The sequence below is a fragment of the Pseudofrankia saprophytica genome (assembly GCF_000235425.2).
In the GTDB taxonomy this organism is placed as follows: Bacteria; Actinomycetota; Actinomycetes; order Frankiales; family Frankiaceae; genus Pseudofrankia; species Pseudofrankia saprophytica.
On sequence record NZ_KI912266.1, the window covers coordinates 849,843 to 864,436 of the forward strand.

10 protein-coding genes and 1 riboswitch are annotated in these 14,594 nt (G+C 72.2%); of the genes, 4 read left to right on the forward strand and 6 right to left on the reverse strand.

Translation table 11 applies throughout. The features are described 5' to 3' along the window. Nucleotides 1-176: 176 nt before the first annotated feature. Genes FRCN3DRAFT_RS0203765 through FRCN3DRAFT_RS0203775 form a run of 3 tightly spaced genes read left to right on the forward strand, consistent with a single transcriptional unit; the run spans nucleotide 177 to nucleotide 5,936 of the window. Nucleotides 177-2,375, forward strand: a complete 2,199-nt coding sequence (locus tag FRCN3DRAFT_RS0203765; RefSeq protein WP_007508680.1) for an APC family permease — start codon at nucleotides 177-179, stop codon at nucleotides 2,373-2,375. Between the two features lie 4 nt (nucleotides 2,376-2,379). Beyond that, a complete protein-coding gene (locus tag FRCN3DRAFT_RS0203770; RefSeq protein ID WP_007508679.1) occupies nucleotides 2,380-5,190 on the forward strand; it encodes a sensor histidine kinase in 2,811 nt (936 codons plus the stop codon). Then, nucleotides 5,187-5,936, forward strand: coding sequence for a response regulator (locus tag FRCN3DRAFT_RS0203775; protein WP_007508678.1), 750 nt, complete (start codon nucleotides 5,187-5,189; stop codon nucleotides 5,934-5,936). The genes FRCN3DRAFT_RS0203770 and FRCN3DRAFT_RS0203775 overlap by 4 nt, the downstream gene beginning before the upstream one ends. A 111-nt stretch (nucleotides 5,937-6,047) precedes the next feature. On the opposite strand, the gene FRCN3DRAFT_RS0203780 is transcribed toward FRCN3DRAFT_RS0203775, so the two are convergent. After that, nucleotides 6,048-7,583, reverse strand: coding sequence for a substrate-binding domain-containing protein (locus FRCN3DRAFT_RS0203780; protein WP_007508677.1), 1,536 nt, complete (start codon nucleotides 7,581-7,583; stop codon nucleotides 6,048-6,050). A 587-nt stretch (nucleotides 7,584-8,170) separates the two neighbouring features. Further along, nucleotides 8,171-8,352, forward strand: a riboswitch (cyclic di-AMP (ydaO/yuaA leader). A gap of 6 nt (nucleotides 8,353-8,358) precedes the next feature. Between FRCN3DRAFT_RS0203780 and FRCN3DRAFT_RS0203785 the strand changes: the two genes are divergently transcribed. Next, nucleotides 8,359-9,105 (forward strand): peptidoglycan-binding protein, encoded by a 747-nt coding sequence (locus FRCN3DRAFT_RS0203785; RefSeq protein ID WP_007508676.1) that lies wholly within the window; start codon nucleotides 8,359-8,361, stop codon nucleotides 9,103-9,105. 153 nt (nucleotides 9,106-9,258) lie between these two features. Here the strand turns inward: FRCN3DRAFT_RS0203785 and FRCN3DRAFT_RS0203790 are convergent, their stop codons facing one another. The 5 genes from FRCN3DRAFT_RS0203790 to FRCN3DRAFT_RS42485 all read right to left on the reverse strand — a co-directional run bounded on the left by FRCN3DRAFT_RS0203790 (nucleotide 9,259) and on the right by FRCN3DRAFT_RS42485 (nucleotide 14,535). After that, nucleotides 9,259-10,035: a hypothetical protein gene (locus FRCN3DRAFT_RS0203790; RefSeq protein WP_007508675.1), complete on the reverse strand. Its 777-nt coding sequence runs from the start codon at nucleotides 10,033-10,035 to the stop codon at nucleotides 9,259-9,261. A gap of 91 nt (nucleotides 10,036-10,126) precedes the next feature. Next, a complete protein-coding gene (locus FRCN3DRAFT_RS0203795) occupies nucleotides 10,127-10,978 on the reverse strand; it encodes a hypothetical protein (protein ID WP_007508674.1) in 852 nt (283 codons plus the stop codon). Next, nucleotides 10,975-12,051, reverse strand: a complete 1,077-nt coding sequence (locus tag FRCN3DRAFT_RS0203800) for an ATP-binding cassette domain-containing protein (protein ID WP_007508673.1) — start codon at nucleotides 12,049-12,051, stop codon at nucleotides 10,975-10,977. Before FRCN3DRAFT_RS0203800 ends, FRCN3DRAFT_RS0203795 begins: the two co-directional genes overlap by 4 nt. A 100-nt stretch (nucleotides 12,052-12,151) precedes the next feature. After that, the gene (locus FRCN3DRAFT_RS0203805) at nucleotides 12,152-12,943 is read right to left on the reverse strand and encodes a response regulator transcription factor (RefSeq protein WP_007508672.1); all 792 of its coding nucleotides are present in this window, start codon (nucleotides 12,941-12,943) and stop codon (nucleotides 12,152-12,154) included. Next, nucleotides 12,940-14,535: a sensor histidine kinase gene (locus FRCN3DRAFT_RS42485; protein WP_051466121.1), complete on the reverse strand. Its 1,596-nt coding sequence runs from the start codon at nucleotides 14,533-14,535 to the stop codon at nucleotides 12,940-12,942. Before FRCN3DRAFT_RS42485 ends, FRCN3DRAFT_RS0203805 begins: the two co-directional genes overlap by 4 nt. Between the last annotated feature and the right edge of the window lie 59 nt (nucleotides 14,536-14,594).

The window sequence follows — 14,594 nt, forward strand, 5'->3', positions numbered from 1 at the left end:
GTGAGCGTAGCGGCCATGCATCCAGGTCGGGGGTGTCAAGAAACCGTTAACAAGGATCTTCGGAGGCACCCGCCGACCTCACGATGTGGCACGGTCAGCACCATGGCGCCGGACGGACCGGCCCAATTCGCCCGGCGGCCGGGGTCGCCGGGCGACGACGTGCGACGGAGGTATCGGTGACGGCGCGGCCAAGGGTTCCTGGAAGCGCGCCGGACAAGATGGGCACCCCCGCTCAGGGTTCCGCGGCCGTAGCCGGGCCGTCGGACGCCTCCGAGGGAGCCGAAGCCGCGCCCCTCGACTCGCCGGCCCAGACCGGATCCGCCGCCGAGGCGCCGCCTGATGATGGGCGCGGCCCGTGGCGGCCGTCCGGGCAGGCGCGGGCGGGCGAGCCGCCGACCCGGGCGGCCCGCTACCGGCAGGACCTGCGGAACTGGCTGTTGCAGGGGCTTGCTGACCGGTCGAGGCAGCATGCCGGCCCGCACACCCAGCCGGCCGAGGAGCACCCGCGGCACCGCTGGTGGCGGGTCATGTGCCTGACCGGCGTCGACTACTTCTCCACGCTCGGCTACCAGCCGGGCATCGCGGTGCTCGCCGCCGGCGCGGTCAGCCCGATCGCGACGCTGGTGCTCGTGCTGCTCACCCTGTTCGGGGCGTTGCCGGTGTACCGGCGGGTGGCGCACGAGAGCCCGCACGGCGAGGGCTCGATCGCCATGCTGGAGCGCTTCCTGCCGTGGTGGGCCGGCAAGCTGCTGGTGCTGGCGCTGCTCGGCTTCGCCGCCACCGACTTCATCATCACGATGACCCTGTCGGCGGCGGACGCGACCGCGCACATCGTCGAGAACCCGTACACCCCGAGCTTCCTGCACGGGGAGTCGATGCTCATCACGTTGGTACTGCTCGCCCTGCTGGGAGCGGTGTTCCTGCGCGGCTTCACCGAGGCGGTGGGCATCGCGGTCATCCTCGTCGTGATCTACCTGTCGCTGAACGCCGTGGTCGTGGCCGTCTCACTCGCCCAGGTCGTGAGCGAGCCGCATGTCATCGACGACTGGCATCAGCTGCTCGTCAACGAGCATCCCAACCCGTTCCTGCTCGTCGGGGTCGCGTTGATCGTGTTCCCCAAGCTGGCGCTCGGCCTGTCCGGTTTCGAGACCGGTGTCGCCGTGATGCCGCTGATCAAGGGGGATCCCGAGGACACCGAGGCGCACCCGCGCGGCCGCATCCGCGACGCCCGCCGGCTGCTCACCACCGCCGCCGCGATCATGAGCGTGTTCCTGCTGAGCACCAGCCTGGTGACGGTCTGGCTGATCCCGGAGAAGGACTTCGACCCCGGTGGGCCGGCCAACGGCCGCGCGCTCGCCTACCTGGCCCACGACCTGCTGGGTGGCGCGTTCGGCACCGTCTACGACGTCAGCACCATCTCGATCCTCTGGTTCGCCGGCGCGTCCGCGATGGCCGGCCTGCTCAACATCGTCCCGCGCTACCTGCCCCGTTACGGCATGGCCCCGAGCTGGACGAGGGCCGTCCGCCCGCTCGTCCTGATCTTCATTGCGATCGGTTTCCTCGTCACCTGGGTGTTCGACGCGAGCGTCGACAAGCAGGGCGGGGCGTACGCGACCGGCGTGCTGGTGCTCATCACGTCGGCCTCGCTCGCCGTCACGCTGTCGTGCATGCGGCGCGACGGCGACGGCCACCGCTCGACCCGACGGATGGTCACCTTCGCGCTGATCACGGCGGTCTTCATCTACACGACGATCGCGAACGTCTTCGAACGGCCGGACGGCCTGATCATCGCGTCGATCTTCATCATCACGATCCTGATCGTCTCGTTCGTCTCCCGCGCGGTGCGCGCGTTCGAGCTGCGGGTGACCGACATCCGGATGGACGACACCGCCCGCCGCTTCGTCGCCGAGGCCGGCTGCGTCGGCCACAACGGCGAGCCGGGCGGCAATCTGCGACTGGTCGCGAACGAGCCCGACTCCGGGGACGAGGCCGAGTACCGCGACAAGGAGGCGCAGGTCCGCCGGGACGCCCATCTGCCCGCCGGCGACCCGCTGCTGTACGTCGAGGTCTCGATCACGGATGCCTCCGAGTTCGAGAGCACGCTGTCGGTCATGGGCGTCGACAGGCACGGCTACCGGGTGCTGCGGCTGACCAGCACGTCGGTCCCGAACGCGATCGCCGCGCTGCTGCTCCACCTGCGCGACCTGACGGGCGCCCGCCCGCACATCTACTTCGAGTGGACCGAGGGGAACCCGTTCACGAACTTCCTGCGTTTCCTGGTCTTCGGCGTTGGCGAGGTCGCCCCGATCACCCGCGAGGTGCTGCGCGAGGCCGAGCCGGACCGGTCGCGCCGCCCCGCCGTCCACGTGGGCTGACCCGATGACGACGGGCAGCGCCGACGGGCCGCGACGGGGAAGGCTACGGATCTACCTGGGCGCGGCGCCCGGGGTCGGCAAGACCTACGCGATGCTCTCGGAGGGGCACCGGCGGGGCGGGCGCGGCACGGACACCGTGATCGGCCTGGTGGAGACGCACGGACGCCGGCTCACCGCCGACATGTCCGAGGGCTTCGAGACCATCCCCCGGCGGGTCCTGCGCCACCGGGGCGGCGAGTTCACGGAGATGGACGTCGACGCGGTGCTCGCCCGCCGCCCGACGCTCGCACTCGTCGACGAGTACGCGCACACCAACGTGCCCGGTTCCCGCAACGCCAAGCGCTGGCAGGACGTCGAGGAGCTGCTCGCCGCCGGCATCGACGTCGTCACCACGCTGAACATCCAGCACCTGGAGTCGCTGAACGACGTCGTCAGCACGATCACCGGGGTGCCGCAGCGGGAGACGATCCCCGACGCCGTCGTCCGGGCCGCCGACCAGGTCGAGCTGGTCGACATGGCCCCCGAGGCGCTGCGCCGCCGGATGGCGCACGGCAACGTGTACGCCGCCGACAAGGTCGACGCCGCGCTGTCGAACTACTTCCGCGTCGGGAACCTCACCGCGCTGCGCGAGCTCGCCCTGCTCTGGGTCGCCGGCAAGGTGGAGGAACAGCTCGACCGGTACCGCGCCGACCACGGCATCACCGCCACCTGGGAGGCCAGGGAGCGGGTCGTCGTCGCGCTCACCGGCGGCCCCGAGGGCGACACCCTCATCCGGCGCGCGGCCCGGATCGCGGCGCGCTTCCCCAGCGGCAGCGATCTGCTCGCCGTCCACGTAAGCCGCCCGGACGGCCTGGTCAGCGGCGCGGACCCGGCGGCGCTCGCCCGGCAGCGCGACCTGGTGGAAAGCCTCGGCGGCAGCTACCACCAGGTCCTCGGCGAGGACGTCCCGGCCGCGCTGCTGGACTTCGCCCGGGCCGAGAACGCCACCCAGCTGGTCCTGGGCGCGAGCCGGCGCGGCCGGCTCGCGCAGCTGCTCGGCCGCGGCGTCGGCGTCACGACGACCGCCGGCTCGGGCTCGATCGACGTCCACCTCGTCACCCACGAGCGTTCGAGCGCCGTCGGCAGGCGCGCACGACCCGCCGGCGAGGAGCCGGGCGACGGCGGTGACCAACCTCCCGCGCTGGGCGGGCCTCCCTCGCCGGGCGCGCGAGGTGGGCGCGACGCGGCCGGCCACGGTCGCGGTCACCGTGGCGAGCGGTGGGTCGCGTACCGGCGCCAGCTGGCCGGGTTCGCGCTGGCGGCGGCCATGCTCGCGCTGTTCACGGCGGTGGCGACGGCGAGCCGCTCCGCCCTGAACCTGACCTCCAACGTGCTGCTCTACCTGCTGGTCGTGGTGGCGGTGGCGGTCGTCGGCGGTATCTGGCCGGCGCTGGCCACGGCGGTGGCCTCGTCGGTGCTGCTGAACTACTACTTCACCCCGCCGCTGTACCGCTGGACGATCGCCGAGCACAACAACACGTTCGCGCTGGTGGCGTTCGTCGCCGTCGCGGTCGCCGTCAGCCGGGTCGTCGACCTCGCCCGCCGCCGCTCCGGCCAGGCCGCGCGGGCGGGCGCCGAGGCGGAGACCCTGGCGACGCTCGCGGGCACCGTGCTGCGCAGCGAGCACCCGCTGCCCGCGATCCTCGAACGGGCCCGGGAGAGTTTCGGAATGACGTCGGTGGCACTCCTCGAGTCCTACTCGTCCGACACGGCAGACAAGACGGGCACGGCGAGGACCGGGCGGGAGCGCTGGCGGGTCGTCGCGGCGGTCGGGCCGCGGCCCTGTACGCGGCCGTCGGAGGGGGAGGTCGACGTGCCGGCCGGCCACCGGTTCACCCTGGCGCTGCGCGGGCGGCCATTGCCGGCCGCTGACCGGCGGCTGCTCGCCGCGTTCGCCGCGCAGGCGGCGACCGCCGCGGAACGCCTCCGGCTCGCCCAGGAGGCGGCGAGCGTCCGGCCGCTCGCGGAGGCCGACCGGGTCCGCTCCGCGCTGCTCACCGCCGTCGGGCACGACCTGCGGGCGCCGCTGGCCGCCGCGAAGGCGGCCGTCACCGGGCTACGCGCCCAGGACGTGGTCTGGTCGGCCGAGGAGCGCGCCGAGCTGGTCGCGACGGCGGACGAGTCGCTCGACCGGCTGACGACGCTGGTGGAGAACCTGCTGGACATGAGCCGGCTGCAGGCAGGGGTGCTGTCGGTGTTCCCGCGGGCGGTCCACGCCGAGGACGTCGTCGCGCTCGCCCTCGACGGCATCGGCCCGGACGCGACCGGGGTTCGCATCGGCGGCGAGACCGGCGAGGCGAACCGGGTTCTCGGCGAGATCGGCGACGTGCCCGAGGTGCCGGCGATCCGGGCCGACCCGGTGCTGCTCGAGCGCGTGGTCGCGAACGTCGTCGCGAACGCGATCCGGTTCTCGCCGGCCGGGGCCCCGCCGCTGATCACGACGAGCGCGCTCGGCACACGGGTGCAGATCCGCGTCGTCGACCGTGGCCCCGGCGTGCCGGAGGCCGACCGGGACGCCATCTTCCGGCCGTTCCAGCGCCTCGGCGACACCGACAACACCACCGGCACCGGCCTCGGTCTCGCGCTCTCCCGCGGCCTGGTCGAGGCGATGGATGGCACTCTCACTCCGGAGGACACCCCCGGCGGCGGCCTCACGATGGTCATCGACCTCCCCGCCGACGAGGACAGCGCGGCGGCGGCCGCGGACGGCGACCACGACGGCGACGGCGACGGCGACGGCGACGGAAAGCTGGACGACACCGGCGGTGTCCGGTGACGCGGGTGCTGATCGTCGACGACGAGCCACAGATCCTGCGCGCGATGCGGATCAACCTGCGAGCACGCGGCTACGAGGTGGTCGTCGCCGACACCGGCGCGGGCGCCCTGTCCGCCGCCGCGTCGACCATCCCGGACATCGTCATCCTCGACCTCGGCCTGCCGGACATGGATGGCGTCGAGGTCATCCACGGCCTGCGCGGCTGGACGCGGGTGCCGATCGTGGTGCTCTCCGGCCGGGCCGAGAGCCGCGACAAGGTCGGCGCCCTCGACGCCGGCGCCGACGACTACATCACCAAGCCGTTCGGCATCGACGAGCTGCTCGCCCGGCTGCGCGCGGTCGCCCGCCGCGGCGGCGAGCAGGAGGCAAGTCCCATCGTCCGCTTCGGCCACGTCACGGTCGACCTCGCCGCCCATCGCGTCACCCGCGCCTGGCCCGCCGCGGGCGGCGCGGGCGACGGGAGCGGCGGGAGCGGCGGGAGCGACCAGGCCGCCGGTGAGGAGGGGGGCGAGGAGATCCACCTGACGAAGACCGAGTGGGGCCTGCTCAGGGTGCTGCTCAGCCACCCCGGCAAGCTCGTCACCCAGCGCCAGCTGCTCACCGAGGTCTGGGGCGTGCGGTACGAGACCGAGACCCACTACCTGCGCACCTACCTCAACCGCCTGCGCCAGAAGCTCGAGGACGACCCGGCCCGCCCCCGCCACCTCCTGACCGAGCCGGGCATGGGCTACCGCTTCCAGCCCTGACGACCGGCGCCCGCCCGGGCGGCCAGGCAGGCGGCCGTGCGCTGGCGGCTCGTGGCTGGCGGTTGGGTGCTGGTGGTTGGGGTTGGGTGCTGGTGGTTGGGTGCTGGTGGCTCAGCGCCGGGTGGCGCAGAGGGTAGCCATCAGGTTCTTGTCGCGGTCGACGCATGGCGTGAAGCCCTCGCCGCGGAGCAGGTTCTTCGCCGTGTCCGTGCTGACGTACTCCAGGAAGGCCGACAGCAGGCTGTCACCGGGCGGGGTGCCGTATGTGTAGAGGTACTCGACCTCCCAGAACGGGTAGTCGCCGCGTTCGACCGTGCTGATGTCTGGGGTCCAGCCGTTCAACGCAATCTCGTTGATCTTCGGGTAGGTGGCGGCGGCGCCGCGTTCCGCGTAGCCGAGCGCGCCCGGGGTGCGGGAGATCTGGTCGAGCAGGCTTGCCTCGCTGCTGAACTCGCACCGGGTGGTGGCCGCGTTCGGGTCACGGTCCTTGGTGAAGCAGTCGTTCGAGGAGACCGGGGGCTCCTGGGTGCCCAGCACCCGGCGCTCGAACGCCCCGCGAGTGCCGGACTCGGAGCCGCGAGAGATCAGGCGTATCGGCGCGTCGTTGCCGCCGACGTCCTTCCAGTTGGTGACCCGACCGTCGTAGACGGACTGGACCTGGTCGACGGTGAGACCGTGGATCCCGGCCGAGTCGTTCACGAGCAGGGAGAAGACGACCACCGAGACGGGCCGCGCGACCAGTGAACCGAAATCGCCGGAGGCCGGGCCGTCGGACATCGCGAGCCTGGCGGCCGCCGTCTTCGGGTCGTTGGCGCCCGTGTTCGCCACGGCCCGCAGCCCGCTGATGCTGCCGTTCGCGACAACCGCGATGTCCGCGTCACCGCAGGTCTTGTGGTACTCGTCGGCGATGAGCTTGACCACCGGAGCAAACGCCGTCGAACCCTCGATCTGCAGCTGACCGCGTAGGCAGCGGACCGTGCTCTCGCTCGGGTCCGAACGGGAGTTGACGATCACCAGGCCGATCAGCAGGCCGGCGAGGAGCAACGAGAGCCCGCCCAGGACGAGCCCGCGATTGCGGCGGCGGTTGGTGTCGCGTTCGAACTTGCCGCCGCGGATGTAGCCGCGGGCGTGCACCTCGTTGCCGTCGCCGGACAGCAGCACGAGGAGCTTGAACCGGACGCCCTCGTTCAGGTCCATGGGCGGCAGCTCGACCCTGTCGCCTTCCATGAACGGCCCCGGGACGCGGCCCGGGTGGTCCGGCCAGCGGGCATTCATGATCACATCGCGCAGTTCCACCGGGCTGGGCTCGACCACCTCGACGCCCATGGCCGATCGCCTTGGGAAGGTGAACGTGAGCGGGCGGACGATGTCCACCGCGTCCACGTCGAGACGGCCTGCGTTCTTCACCCGCACGAGGGTCAGGCTCGCGCCGGGAACGGGCTCTCCGTCGGTGCGCCGCCGCAGCTCCAGGTCCGCGACGTCGGCGGCCGACCGCGGGCTCACGTCAATCTTGGTGTTCAGGTGGACCCGGTAGCTGACGATCCGGCGCTGACGGACATAGCGGTCGATCAACCAGACGGCGAGCGACACCACCAGCGCCGCGGCCGAGAAGAACGTGCCCAGGTTGTCCGCGGTGGTTTCGAACACCTGGACAACGCTCCAACCCGCGGATCGACTACCCTCCGCATCGGCTTCGGTGCGGAGGCGATTTTTCGGACCAAACATACTCAATCGGTACGTACCGGCGTCAGGATTCCCCTCGACAGTTCACGCCCTGTTCACGAGTTCGGATCTCCCGACCGGCCTCGACAGCCGACGGGCAGTCGTCACCCGATGTGACCTCGACCACGGCTTCCCAACGGCTGGAACACGTCGTGACGGGCGATTGCTCGATCGGAGGGAAGTTCGGCGGGATATTACGCGGCGCATCAGATCTGCGTCGCTCGCGATAAGCATCATTCGGTAAGGGTGGCTGTTGGAAACCGTTGAGCGACATTGATTCGCGCGACAACGGCTCCTTGTTCCCCGAATTTTGCAACAATTGATGTGACGCTGGTCACAGCTAGTTGTTGACAAGCGCGTTGCCACAGGGCTTTACACGCAGCGTGACAGCCTTGCCGGACATCTGCCCAGTTCGCCCGCTTGTGACTACACCCGGTAGCTAGTTACGGTTGCTCCGCTCGCAGCAAGCAGCGATCCGGACGCCGAGTTCTGCCCCCGGATCGGTGCCCCCTCCGAGAACATCGCCAGGGCAGAAATGGGGGAACCACGTTCCTCCGGGCTCGCGCCACCCAGCGCGAGCCCTTGGGGTTAAGTCGGCCATTCAAAGGCGCTTTTCAGCGCGCCCAAAAATAGCCGGCCGGGCTTCCCGGCCCGAACCCGACAGCTAACCTCACAGGCGTGCGGGAAAGATTTTCGCAGAATGCTCAAGGGTCGTCATCGCAAGCAGAGTGCTTTCCGCCGCCGCAGTTCGGCTGTTGTCGCCGCCGGCGTCGTAACCGCCACCGCCGGCGCCGCCGTCTTCGCCGGCGCCGCTCCGGCCAGTGCCGCGTCCAGCGTCTCGGACTCCCAGATCGCCGCCTACGCGCATTCCGCGGGCCTGGACAGCTGCCGCGTCAGCCTCGCGACCTGGGTCGCGATCGCGCTGGCCGAGTCCGGCGGCAACGCCTACGCGCACGCCACCGTCGGCGAGGACTCGCGCGGCCTGTGGCAGATCAACATGCGGGCGCATTCCGGCTGGGTCGGGAGCCGCAACCTCTACGACCCGGCGACCAACGCGTGGGCCGCCACCCAGGTTTGCAAGGGCTCCGGCCCAAGCGCCTGGACCACCTACACCACCGGCGCCTACCGGAACTACCTGTCGCGTGGCTATGCCGCCGCGAACGCGGTCGGCAGCGGGACGGTCTCCGCCGCCCCGGCCGCCCTGGCCAAGGCCGCGCCCGCGATCCCGGCGAACGCCTGGTACCTGTCGCAGGCGGCGAACCACAGCGTCTACCTGGACGCGGTCCGCCAGTTGCAGCAGAAGCTCGGGAGCCTTGGCCACGTGGTCGCGGTCGACGGCTACTTCGGCCCGCAGACCTCCAGCGTCGTGCGCGCCTACCAGGCCGCCCACGGCCTGCTGGTCGACGGCGTCGTCGGTCCGCAGACCCACAAGGCGCTGTTCGGCTAGTCAACGCCGACCAGCAAGACCCTCCCGCGTCTCTTCCCCCCACCGGACGCGGGAGCCCCGGAACCGCCCTGATCTCTCCCTCCTGTCGAGGTCAGGGCGGTTCCGCTTGTCGCGGCCTACGTCCGCTCCGGCCCCTGGTCGGTCAGGTCGCTCTCAGGCCGCTCTGCCGCCGCCGGCCCGCGTCATGACGACCGTCCCGTCCGGGTCACCCTCCGCGTACGACTCATAGCGCAGGCTCAACGAACCCGATCCCTGGAGCGTCAGGGTGATGTCCTCGTCGGTGCATTCGGTGTCGCCCGGCTGCACCGCCTCGTGCACGCGGATCGACGAGCCGTCACCGACCTCGATCAGGGTCACCGTCTCGGTGCAGGCGCCCGGGTACGTCGTCGCGCCGACGACGTCACCCACCTTGCCGTCCTTGAGCTCCAGGGACATCTCGGAGCCACCGTGCGTGCCGTACCAGGTTCCGAGGAAGGCGCTCGGCACCGTGGTCCCGGTTCCGCTCCCGCCCCCGTCATGGTTGACCAGTCTCAGCACGCCGAGGACGACGCCGGCGACGAGGACCAATCCACCGACGACCAGCACCGGCACCAGCCAGGGTCGCCGACGGGGCGATGGCTGGTGGCCGCCCGGCGGCGGGTACCAGGGGTTCTGGCCGGCTGGCGGGACCTGCCCTTCCGGCGGAGCCCACTGGTATCCGCCGGCCGGCGGATACTGCTGCTGGTACTGGCCCTGCTGGTACTCGCCCGGCGGCTGCTGGTACTGGCCCGGCGGCGGGTAGCCCTGGTACGGGCCTGTTGGCGGATGCTGCTGGTACTGACCGGTTGGTGGGTACTGCTGCTGATATTGGCCCATTGGCGGGTAGCCCTGGTTCCAGCCCGTCGGCTGGCTTTGGCCCGAGAACTCCCCGGAGGGCTCCCCTACACCCATGCGGCCCAGTGTGCCGGACCGCCATCGGAGGGTTCATCCGGATGGCCGAATTGTCCCCGGTATGGCCGGGCATTGGGACCGCGACCGCCCCCTAACGTGGGCCGCCGCCGATGGGCAGGGTGATGTGCCGGCTGGCGGCATGGGCCACCCACGTGGCGAGGGCGGTGGCGGTCAGCGCCGCGAGCAGGCCGAGCGTGAGCGACGGCTGGGGCAGGCGATCCAGACCAAGGCGGCCGGCGAACGGCAGGCCGGTGACCTCGGACCGGAGCAGGAGCTCGGCGACGACCGCCGGAATCAGAGCCGGAACGACCAGCGGCGCGAACCCATCCCGACCGAGGACTCCGCGTGCGACACCGATCAGCCATCCAGAGGCGAAGTAGCAGGCGAACAGCGCCGCATAGGCGACGCCCGCCCGGACGTATCCGCCGCCCGAGAGCCGCCGGCCGTCGGACAGCTCATGGCGCCAGCCGAGCGCGTCGAAGGCGAGCCTCTCCGCGCCATAGCCAAGCGCGACGAACAGGCCACCGGCCACCGCGACGACGACGAGGGTCACGGTGGCCGCCGTGGCGAGCCGGGCCCGGGTGACGCCGTTGCCGACCAGCATCGGCGCGAAGGCCGACGTCATCGACAGGCCGGCGGCGAACGGTATGAACCGCTGCCAGCCCGAAAACCCGTGCTGCCAGAGGCTGTGGTCGGACGAACCCACCGCGGCGACGACGCCCAGCACGATGCCGAAACCGGCGGCGACGACCAGCCACAGCAGGCCGATCCAGATCATGGTGCCGGCCGTGGTGATCGCGGCGACGTTCGCCAGCGGCGGCGGCCCTTCCCGGTTCGCGGTCCGGGCCGAGGTCACGACCGCGGCCGCCGCGGCCGCCGGGACGGCCGGGGGACGGCCGGCGGCATCCGTCTCGGCTGCTTCCGCCTTGGCTGCTTCCGTCATGAGGTGCGCTCCCGGTGGTCGCCGGACCGGAGCCGGTCATCGGTAAGGCAGGTGACGAGCCTGCGCAGCCCCACCGGGCTGACGCTGATCCCGGCGCGGTCCGCCGCGCTGAGCGCGTCGGGGGGCACCTGGCCGGCGAGCACGACCGAGCGGAGCCGGCCCAGCCGGCGGTCGGCCACCACGGCCACGGCCTCACCGGTCAGGGCGTCCCTCATCAGGGCATCGCCGATCAGGGCATCGCCGGCCGTTGCCTCGTCGGCCGTGGCCGTGGCCGTTGCCGTTGCCTCGTCGGCCGTGGCATCGCCGGTCAGGGTGTGGACGAGGGCGGCGACGGCATCGGCATCGCCGGTCAGCTCTCGGCCGAGGCCGCGCAGGTCGGCGGCCCGCACCGCGGCCAGCACCCGCCCGCGGCCGAGGAGAACGACGTCGTCGAGCAGGCCTCCGTCATCATCCACGCCGCGGATGCCCTCGGCGCCCTGCTCCCCCACCGTGGCACCGGCGAGGATGACCGTCCGCGGATGGGCGGCCTGGTCGGCGCGCAGCTCCTCCTGGAAGGTCGACTGGTGCGCGGGCTCCAGCTCCAGATGCGCCTCGTCGACCATCGTCAGTGGCGCCCTGGTGGCCAGCCCCATCGTCACCGCCAGCGCCGCCCGTCGGCCCCGGGCCAGTTGACCGACCTTCGCGCCGGCGGCCACCTCGAACCGGTCGAGCAGCGTGTCCGCGAAGGCCTGGTCCCAGCGGGGACGCAGCAGGGCGACGATCTCCAGCACCTCGCGGACAGTCGTCGACTCGTCGACCCCGATCCCGCCCCGGCCGTCGACCAGGCTGATCCCGTTCATCAGCCGCGCGTTCTCGTAGGGGTCGTCACCGTCGACGCGCACCGTCCCGGCGGACGGGCGCCGGTAGGCGGCCAGGCAGGCGAGCAGCGTCGACTTCCCGGCCCCTTCCCGGCCGAAGAGGCCGCAGACGCGGCCCGGCTCCACGGAGAACGAGGCATCATCCAGCGCCGGTGGCGCCGAACCGCCACCCCGACAGCGGACCGTGAGCCGCTGAACGTCCACTCGATAGCTCATGCCGCCAGGCTGTGCCAGCCACCCGGCCACCGCCTACGGCCATTGGGCTATGGCTCGACGACCTCAGTTGATTCCGCCTCCGTTGATCCCGTGGAAGCGGCTATCCGGCGTCGAGGTGGGCGTCATGGACGAGCAAAGCGATCTGTACGCGGTTGTCGAGACCGAGGCGTACAAACAGCTTCGAGACGTAGGACTTGACGGTCGCGACGCTCATATAGAGCTCGGCGGCGATCTGGGCGTTGGACAGCCCGCGCCCGACCGCGAGCGCCACTTCGCGTTCCCGCTCGCTGAGCTGGTCGAGCAGGGTGCGGGCGCGCCAGACCTCCGCCGACGCGCGCGGCGCGGCCGACGCGCCTGGCGTGAAGGCCGGCGGCGACGCGCCCGTGGAGTCGGTGGCCGCCGCGGGGGTGGCCGCCGAGGACGCGGCGGCGTGCGCCATGAGGCGGCGGAGCACCGCGGGCGACAGGATCGGGTCTCCGGCCGCGACCCGCCGGATGGCACGGATGATCTCGGCCGGCGGGGTGTCCTTGAGCAGGAATCCGCTCGCGCCGGCCCGCAGCGCCCGCAGCACATGCTCGTCCGTGTCGAACGTGGTCAGGACGAGGACCTCGGGCGGGTCCGCCCGGGCGCGCAACGCCTCCGTCGCGGCCAGGCCGTCGACCCTCGGCATCCGGATGTCCATGAGCACCACGTCCGGGCCGTGCGCCTCGACCGCGGCCAGCACCTCGTCGCCGTCGCCCGCCTCGCCGACGAGCGCGACTTCATCCCCACCGCCGAACACCATGGCCAGCGCCGCCCGTACCAGCGGGTCATCGTCGACGACCAGTACCCGCACGGGTGCGGCCGGCCCGCCGGTCGCGCCAGGCGGAGCAGTCTGCCGTGGATCGGTCATCCGCCGCTCCCGCCCGGTTCGCGCGCCGACCGGGTTCCGGTGATCGTTCCTGCGGTGGTTCCGCTGATGGTTCCGGCGTTCTCGACCGGCGTCCATGACAGCCAGGCACACACGCGAAACTCACCGTCCGCGGTCACCTCGTGCCGAAGCGCCCCGCCGGCCAGGGCCGCCCGCTCAGCCAGCCCGACCAGCCCCGCTCCGCCGGTTGGCTCGGACCGCCCGGCCGACTCGGGGGCCGCGGACGGGCCGGTCTGGTTGCGGACCTCGATGCGCAGTCCCTCGCCGACCGAACCGTCGACCATCAGCGTGACCGGCCGCCCCGGCGCGTGCTTGCGGGCGTTGGTCAGCGCCTCCTGGACGATCCGGTAAGCGCCGCGGGCGGCTACCGGCCATACCGTGTGCGGCTCGACCACGCGGTAGTAGGCCCGGACGGCGGTACCGGCGCGACGGGACTCGCCGACGAGGGCCGCCAGGTCCGCAAGGCCAGGCGTCTCCGGGACCGGCGCGTACCCGTCGACCGGCCCGGCACCCTCGCCGCCGACCCTCTCGCCCGTCTCGACCCGCCCGACCCGCTCGACATGGACGACCCGCTCGACCCGCTCGGCATGGACGACCTGGTCGGGCCCAGGCCCAGGCTCAGGCATGGGCTCAGGCACCGACTCAGACACGGGTTCGGACACGGGCTCGGACTCGGGCACGGGCTCGGGTCCGGGCTCGGGTCCGGGCTCGGGTCCGGGCTCGGGCATGGCATCGTCCTGCCGGAGAAGGCCGATCACCTGGCGCAGCTCGACGAGAGCCTGCCGGGCGCTGGTACGGACCGCGCCGGCGGCGTGGGCGAGCTGTTCGGGTGGCGCGTTCGGCCTGAACTCGAGCGCGCCCGCGTGCATGGTCAGCAACGACAACCGGTGGCCGAGGACGTCGTGCATCTCCCGCGCGATGCGGAGCCGTTCCAGCCGGCGGGCGTCGGCCACCTGCCGATGGCGCTCGGCGTCGGCCAGCGCCGCCCGCTCCCGCCAGGAGATCACGAGCTGCCGGCGGGCATGGATGAACATCCCCCAGCCCGTCACCCCGGCCGTGAGTCCCAGGGTGAGCACCACCGAGCCCGCGTACGACAGCTCCGGATCCGGCCAGACCAGCGGGTAGAGGAAACCGGGCAACCAGAAGACACCGGCCACCGCGGCGGCCACGGGCGGGCGCCGGTGCACGGCGACGCTGAACATCAGGATCAGCAGGCTGAAGGAGGCCGACGCGGAGAACACCCCCAGGGGGGTCAGCGCGAGGGTGAGCGTCACCGGCCAGCGTCGCCGCCACCACAGCGCCGCGCAGGTCACCAGCCCCGCCGCCAGGTCGGCGGCGCGCAGAGCCGGCGACACGTCGGGCGCCTGCTCGACGAGCGGCACCCACACCGCGAGCCCGCCCCAGACCGCGGCCACGAAAAGGACCACGTCCACGGCCCAGTCCCGTGCCGACCGGGGTGCCGGCCGGCCGGCGTCGCCGTCGGCCGGGATCTCCTGGGTGAGCAGGGCCGGCAACAGCCAGTGGTACTCCATCCGGCGCACTCCGACGCGCCCGCCGGTGCCGACCGCGCCCATGTGCGGCAGCGTACGGGGTCGACACGTCGTCCGAAACCGCCCGAAGGGCGCTACCAAAG